Origin of the sequence: Methanosarcina sp. A14 (assembly GCF_001729375.1) — an archaeon.
GTDB lineage: Archaea > Halobacteriota > Methanosarcinia > Methanosarcinales > Methanosarcinaceae > Methanosarcina > Methanosarcina barkeri.
This window is the reverse complement of sequence record NZ_LZPK01000080.1, coordinates 1-7,567: the sequence shown is the minus strand read 5'-3', so window position 1 is coordinate 7,567 and position 7,567 is coordinate 1. Positions and strand designations below refer to the sequence as shown.

At 35.7% G+C, this 7,567-nt stretch carries 3 protein-coding genes and 3 pseudogenes; 5 read left to right on the top strand and 1 reads right to left on the bottom strand.

Annotated elements, in window-relative coordinates; all coding sequences use genetic code 11:
- A pseudogene (locus tag A9239_RS04870) lies at positions 1 to 954 on the bottom strand (acetyl-CoA decarbonylase/synthase complex subunit alpha); the annotation flags it as partial.
- 2,055 nt (positions 955 to 3,009) lie between these two features.
- Between A9239_RS04870 and A9239_RS18085 the strand changes: the two are divergent.
- The 5 genes and pseudogenes from A9239_RS18085 to A9239_RS04850 form a co-directional block, all read left to right on the top strand.
- Positions 3,010 to 3,455: pseudogene (locus A9239_RS18085) on the top strand (transposase); the annotation flags it as partial.
- Positions 3,456 to 3,747: 292 nt separating this feature from the next.
- Positions 3,748 to 4,149, top strand: a complete 402-nt coding sequence (locus A9239_RS04865) for a hypothetical protein (RefSeq protein WP_048119836.1) — start codon at positions 3,748 to 3,750, stop codon at positions 4,147 to 4,149.
- Between the two features lie 473 nt (positions 4,150 to 4,622).
- A complete protein-coding gene (locus tag A9239_RS20850; RefSeq protein ID WP_048154541.1) occupies positions 4,623 to 5,099 on the top strand; it encodes a DUF134 domain-containing protein in 477 nt (158 codons plus the stop codon).
- 304 nt (positions 5,100 to 5,403) lie between these two features.
- Positions 5,404 to 5,804, top strand: a pseudogene (locus tag A9239_RS20165) (IS1634 family transposase); the annotation flags it as partial.
- 1,167 nt (positions 5,805 to 6,971) lie between these two features.
- The coding region (locus tag A9239_RS04850; protein ID WP_304440481.1) for an S-layer protein domain-containing protein at positions 6,972 to 7,567 on the top strand (596 nt) is incomplete at its 3' end.

Sequence of the window (7,567 nt, the reverse complement as noted above, 5' to 3'; positions counted from 1 at the left end):
AACAATGACATCTGGCATTCCTGAACGGATTACCTTGAGTTCCTTGGACATGGAACCTATAACTTTTGCATATGGGGGCCTCCGATCGGCTTCCTTGTACCTTGTAAGGTCGATTGCAGTACAGCAGAGTCCAGCAATTTCCATCTTGTCGGTCAGGTTGTTGTCTTCCATGTAGTCCATCATGTAGGTGACACCGGCGACATTGTGTCCTATAACACATAGGAAAGGTTTGGACTTGTCAATGGTTCCCATTCCGATTTCAACTAAGGGAGCCTCTGGGTCAGCTTTCGGGAAATCATAGGCTGCGACCTGTACAATATCAGAAATTTCCATGCCTACGTGATCCAGGCTACCACTGAATAGGGCTTTTGAGTCGTAATCAATTTCTGCGGACTCCTGACCTGCATGGACAGTTGCAAGCAGCTGGGTCAGCTGTTCTTCAACATACTCCATTGCCGGCTTGACTTCCCCAAGGGTTTTGGGGCTAAGCCCAGTACTGATTGTAATGTTTGGGGTAAGCACATTGGATTGCCCAAGGGTGAGAGGTAAGTCTTCTCCATATTTTTCGATCAAGTGATCAAGCAGGTGGCGGCCATGAGCTGCATGGCAGGCAGTACCTGTAATTACACGGAGGAAGAATTCTCTCCCATTGTGGCCCTTCATGTCAATACCACAAGCACCTCTCTTGTTCCCTGAAAGATCACAGGGTCCATAGGTACAGTAGCAGCACTGATCACACATGGGGGTGATTACAGGCTCGTAACGGTCAAGTAGTTTGAAGTTCCAGTCATCCCTATAACCCTCAAGTCCTGGAAAAAGTGTGGGACCTGCGTTAACGAGCTCCTTTTCTTTTTCTTCAGCAGCCTCCTTTGCTGCCCCTACAATATTATTGATAGTGATCTGAACGGATTCTAGATCTTCTATAGAAAAACTCCCGGTAGTTAATTTACTCATTTTAGCTTTACCTCCTAAATACGCTTAAAGTCGCTTCATCAGACGATTGTATTTACGATATGTGGCATACCGATAATGATTGTCCAATTTATATTGACGTCTGCTTGAAAGTTCCAGCTATTTAAATGACATTTTTAGTAGGTCGTTTTTACTTTTTTATAGAAGTCACTCACTTATAATACAAAATAAAGTACAGTAAATTAAGCAGTTAAATCTTGAATTTTTAGAAAGTTTGAAGTTCACTGCTTTTGTTTTAAACATCAAGTGGGTAAGTTCTATAATGGTAAACCTTGTGATCTCAGAATAAAAGAGATCCTGGAGACTATCCGAAAAGTTCTATGAATGTTGTAAAATTTACAATTAGACAACTGTGTTTATTATCCGGAATCCGTTCATTTATGATCTGCTGATTGTAGAAGTTACAGTAGGTCACAGCACTTTTCAGATAAACTCTTAAATTACACATAAGCGACGTGTTATAAATAACTTCCATTTTTGTTTGGTATAAATATAAAAATAAAAATTAAGCAGTTAAAAGGTAAATTTGTAGAGAGTTAATAGTTTACCTTTTTTGTTTTAGATATCAAGCGGAAGCTATAAAACTGGGCAATTAGTGCTTATTATCCGGAATCTGTTCATTTGTGATCTGCCGATTATAAAAGTTATAGTAGGTCACAGAGCTTTTCAGACAAACTCTTACATTACACATAAGCGCGTAGTATATATAGCTTCTATTTTTGTTCGGCTAATATATATAATAGAAAAGTAAGCAGTTAAATTTTTGATTATTAAAGAGTTGGGGGAACACTGCTTTATTTAGACTTCAGGGTGAGTGTACTATAAGTAAATCTTGTGATTTCAGATAAAAGAGGTCTTAGAGGCTATCCAAAAAGTTTTACGCATGTTGTATAATTACAACTGGACAATTAGTGTTTATTATCCGGAATCCGTTCATTTGTGATCACTGATTGTAGAAGTTACAGCAGGTCACAGCACTTTTCGGATAGTCTCTAAATTACACATAAGCGACGTAGTATAAATAGTTTTCATTTCTATTAGGTTTTACTATACTAATAAAAGAATTCCTTTGTATAAATCCTGTGAACTCTTACGAATCGTTGGCCCGTGATGACGCATGGAAAACGGCAGCGTATACTCATTTTTGATATGAAAAGAACATAAAATTATTCGACTAAGAAGTAATACGAAAGTACAGTGATTAGCAGAACTTTTACGTTAAATCAAATATATAAGGCAGAAGATATCCGCAGGGTTGACTAATGTATAATGTATAAATTATAAAGTAAACGCCATACTTATAATCGCATTTTATATAATTACAAGTTTATTGCTTATGGTTTTGTAATTAAAATGCAGAATCCTAATTATTAATTCTGAACTTTTTAATTTATCAATATTTAAATTAATGTAGCGTTAGTTATTTATATAACATCTCATTTGCGTATTTTGACGGTAGATTGAGTTAAGTGGGTTTTCAATAATCTAAAAAGCTACTTCTTAAAAACTCAGATAAAGCCCGCTAAGTATTCTCGTAATTATTAACTTGTTCTTGGAAGAGCTTGAAGAATTCGTCTTTGCGACCGTCCTCATGTAGGGCAGAATGAGACTGCTGACAGAATAAAGTATCAGAAAACCTTCTGGAATGAGCTTCAATAGGCACGACAGAAGATTGTTGTTTTATTCCAATTATTTCGCTTTTAATTTCTTTTATTACAATGATCTATCGTACGGGTGACCACCATTTCACTTCAACTTCGAAATTGTTTCATTTTACAGAATCATTCTACATTATCACAATGAAGCTTAAATTTACTCAACATTTTCTCTTTTGCGTTGTCTGTTACTGTATCGCTTATTGAACATTCAAATGGTTTTCATGCGCCATCGGTTAAGCATTAAATCACATCTCCTGTATCTGCTTTTATACTCATATTCAAATTTTTGAATCTATGTCTACTCGTTTCCCACCTACTCTTGAATACTCTCTTCGGGAAATGTTTCCAGAAGAGTGGTTAAGGCAAACTGCCAAAGAATAATGACAAAAATGGGAAGCATCATATTTATATTACAAATATTCAGAAAGACATTTTGAATGTAAAAGACATTGAAAACTTATATAGAGCCAGATGAAATATAGAACTGCTTTTCAAAGAATTGAAAAGCAAATACTCGCTAGACGTTCTTGAAACAAAGAATGTGCAGGTAATTGAAGCTCTAATCTGGACAGTAATATTTACACTAATCGTTAGTAGAAGAATTTATTCTTTTGTAAAAAACTCAATAACTCATACTGAAAAAATGGCTAGATATACGCAGTTATGTTGGAGTACAATATTTGCAGAGAATGCATCAGATCTGTTGACAGTAATTCTATATGTATGTGGAATTCAAAGAACTTTTTAAACGATAATGAGTGTATCTGAAAGTCAAGCATTAGATCCGCATGTAACAGAGAAAGGTTTAGAGATGAATGGTTTTAATAAAAAATGAAGGAATTGGGTTCAAAAAGATTAACATATGACGGAAATGAATCCTTGGCCGATGACTAATGGATAGACTTTAGTTTTTCATTTTGCTTTGTTTTCAGTTTACAGTGCTTTAGTTTCAATTTGTGCTATTCTTCAACTTACTATTTCAAACTTTACTTATTTATTCAGTTTATTATATTTTTAAAATTATTTTAACCTCTGTCTTAATTTATATATCAACATCTTCTTTTCTCTCCCTGCAGATTTATAACTTTTATCTGCTTGCAAGCCAGATTCCATATAGGTGTTAAACTTGAGCCAGTATGACCTTGAAGAAATTATAAAAAAAATAAAAGATAAAAGTCCTTTTGAGGTAAAAGACAAAAAAAGAAGTCGACCCAGGAGTTTAAAAGTTATCATCAGCAAGCTGTACTACTCTCTAAACTATGAGAACGAACCTCAAGCTACCAGAGAAAAAATAACTCAACTTCTTCTTGATCATGGGCAGTTCAGCAAAGAAGAAATTGATGAGACCTTTCAATTATCAGCAAAGGAAACTACTGAATACTCAATAGAATTTCTGAAACAGCATCCCGGAGTTGCACAGACAGAAACTCTGAAAAGCAAAGAGTTCCTTGAAGAAACAGAAGGAGAGAAAGAAGAGACCGTTAAGGAAGTAAAATATATATTTCCTCGCTACTGCTGAGTACTTATGGAGGTATTTTCCACATAGTGAGAAAGAGATAAAAGGTATGTGAAAGTAGAGATAGTCAGATCAACAAGTTGGTGATAGAGGAATTAAGAGAAGAATTCATGCGTCTTCGGTTATGTGAAAAATCGTGAAAAATTACGTTAATTTCCTCAATATTTGTCAAATATAATAAATTACGAGCTGGAATAGGGATATTGATTTCATGTAAATAGGACCCACATTTAAGGCCGGCTTCTAAATGAAAAATCGATAGCTTTCAGGCAAGAAAATTCCTTAACCGATGACCAATGAAATGGGTTTGAATCTGCGAAATTATTTCAGGATAAAACAAAAAATATGTTGCCATCGAATATGGCAGTTTGCGTTTACTCTAATCCTTGATGGCGATGTAGAAGTAAAACTCTAAATGCTTTAATATAATATATTGATCGATAAATACTTATTATGCGTCACGTAAGTGTAATTTGATGGTCAATAAAGTTAAGCGTAGAGTATCTTGTTTTCCAAAGGCCACCTATTATAAGCCCAGAGAAATCCCTCTTTGCTGTTTGGAAATAATTAACCTATCTATAGAAGAGATTGAAGCTGTTCGTCTTTGCGACCTTCTCAAGATAGAGCAGAATGAGGCTGCTGACAGGATGGGAGTATCCCGAAAAACTTTCTGGAGCGACCTCCAAAGGGCGCGGGAGAAGATTGCTGATGCCCTTGTCAACGGAAAAGCGATCGAGATCTCTGGAGGAGAATATGTTAATACTGGTGAATGCAAGGTCAATTTTCTCTGCAAAGAATGCGATTATATGTGGGAAGCAAAGGACAACCAGCCTCGCCCCACAAGCTGTCCAAACTGTGGCTCCAATCTAATATTCCGAATTGGTGGCGATGGGAGGGGAATGAGGTTTATTGAAAATAATTTCTGTTGTCCTAAAAAAAAAGGAAAGCAGTAAGGATACTGGTGATGTAAGCAAAAATAAGTGACAATCATATTGCACTGGCGCACTCCGTGCAAGCAACGGGGGTATGTTCGTGCCCACGTTCCAAATTCTATTAAAGGAAATAATAACCCAAAACAATTTAGTTTGAGCAGAGGTTACTAACCGAAAAATGGAACTGATACTAATTAAAATTCTTCATTGTCTTATGTGGATATCCTCATAATTCTCATTATTCTCATAAATCATAAAATTCAGGCGGTCTTTAATTGAAAATAGTATTCTCTATAGAGAGTGATGAAGAGCCTAAAATAACTTGAAAAAGCCAGAAGTGTCGTTTAAAAAACTAACTGGGGAGGGCTTCTTCTGTGGATAAGATATGTTAAAGATATGTTAAAAACTGTGGAGAAATTGATTCCAGATTTCTCTTCTGTTGTGTTAAAATGATGGATTTGATAGCCTATTAGAAAACGTGAATTCGGTAAAGAAGTAGATCTTCAAAAGATGAGGAATTTACGACTTATTACAGGATTGATGAAATAATAAAGACCAATGAATTGTTTGTTTTGAAAAAAATTAAGAACTAAGACTGCTCATTCTTGCAAGTTATGACATTAGTATTTCTCTCAAAGAGATGCTGATATATTACAAAGGGCAGGATAACGTAAAAAAAGATTTGTATTTTTGAAAAGTGGTGCTTTTAGTGTATCTAAAGTGTATTTCTAGAATAAGTCTATTAATCACTGATTAAATATTTTTTTTGCTTGAAAGCTATCTATTTTGCATTAGAAGCTAGTCTTAAATTTTGGTCTGTTTATATGAAAGCAACTCCCTGTTCTAGCTCAATATATATTATATTTAAAAATGTTGTGGGGATTGAGACAGTTTGGCATGATTGCTCACTTATAGTCATGAGGCTAAATAATGCAACTGCTCAAATGAGATATAATGAGATTTTTGTTGCACTAATTACAGGCGTGACTATAATTGAAGACGCATGAGAAAATAAGTCAAGAATTGAAGTTCTGACAATGATAATGGTTCTCTACTTGATGATTCATTTAATTGCAGAATGATAGTTGAGGGCAAATTTGTGGAAGAAAGTGAAACGATTCCAGATCCTAAAGTGAAACTTAGAAACAGACTGATATGAAATAGACTGATATGAAATGGGTATTTTTCAAGTTTCAGGGGATTAAATGACTTATAACTCAGAAAAAAGGGAAAGTAAAATCAGAGAATTTGGTACAGGTTTGGTTGAAATAATATCTTTAAGAATAGGTCTTCCTTGACGAACTGATATCTTCATCTTTAGAATCATATATATGTTATATTTCTCAAAGTATATTATAGGTACATGAAACCTGTTTAATTGGAACCTGCTTTATATACTGAAATTTTCCAGGCATAAAATATTTTAAATAGACATAATATACTTTAAAAGTAGCACAGGGTAAGCTTACCTAGTGGATTTTTAAAGTTAGTGTAATCTGAAATTGTTTGGCATGAGTTTCTTTAATCGTAAGTCTCTCTAATCGTGTTATTCCTTTTCCATAGTCTTTATAAGTATTTCGAATTTATCTTTTAATTTAACTCCTGACGAATATGCCACCTGAGCTCTTTCGACATTTACCGTCATTTGTATCGTTGTTTTGCGCTTTTCCTCTTTAATTTCCCTGAAATAGACCACAAAAGATTTAATAGGGCAATTATTTTATAGAACACTTGTAATCCAATTTAGAGGGATAAGGAGGGAATGAAATCCTCTTCGGCAATAGACGAAATCTAAAAGTCTGATTTGGTGAAGAATGGTGAAACCCTTAAAGTGTTGATCCCGACACTTCTTCTTACATACGACATATCTTAACAAACATGGAGGAACAATAAATGAAGAGATTCGCAGCAGTGACACTGTCTGCTCTCATGCTTCTGACTGTATTTGCATCCGCCGCAAGTGCAGCAGACTCAGTTGAGATCCGCGGTCCAGTGTTTAACGGCTCTAATATCGACGACATTGTCGGCGATGGTATTACAATCGATGCTACTCAATTCGCAGCATTCTACTACGATATTGACGATAACGTTACAACTGAAACTCTTTCCATTAAACCTGTCAGTGGAAACAGTGGCAATGTAATTGGAGAGGGTGGAATTGTATACTCTACTAAGATCCAGCAGGTTGACTACGAATATGAAAAGCCAAGCATTGGCTGGGACAACTACAGCTTGCTCGGTTTCTTCGCAGACAAGTATATCCCACTGAAATCCAACAGCGCTGACAAACTCGCCAAGCTTGTTCTTGACAGCGATGACAAGTACACTGTCAGAACCGGCGAAACCCTTGACCTCGGACAGGGCTACTCTCTCCAGGCCAAGCAGGTCGATGTTGACGGTAATAAGGTCTGGCTCGAATTCGACAAGGACGGAGAATATGTAGATGACGAAATCATCGATGTTGGAGAAGGTGACAGCACCTGGGACGT

Excerpts from the sequence above, each read along its gene's own strand:
- A9239_RS20850 (WP_048154541.1), top strand. The coding sequence starts at position 4,623 with ATGGTCAATAAAGTTAAGCGTAGAGTATCTTGTTTTCCAAAGGCCACC.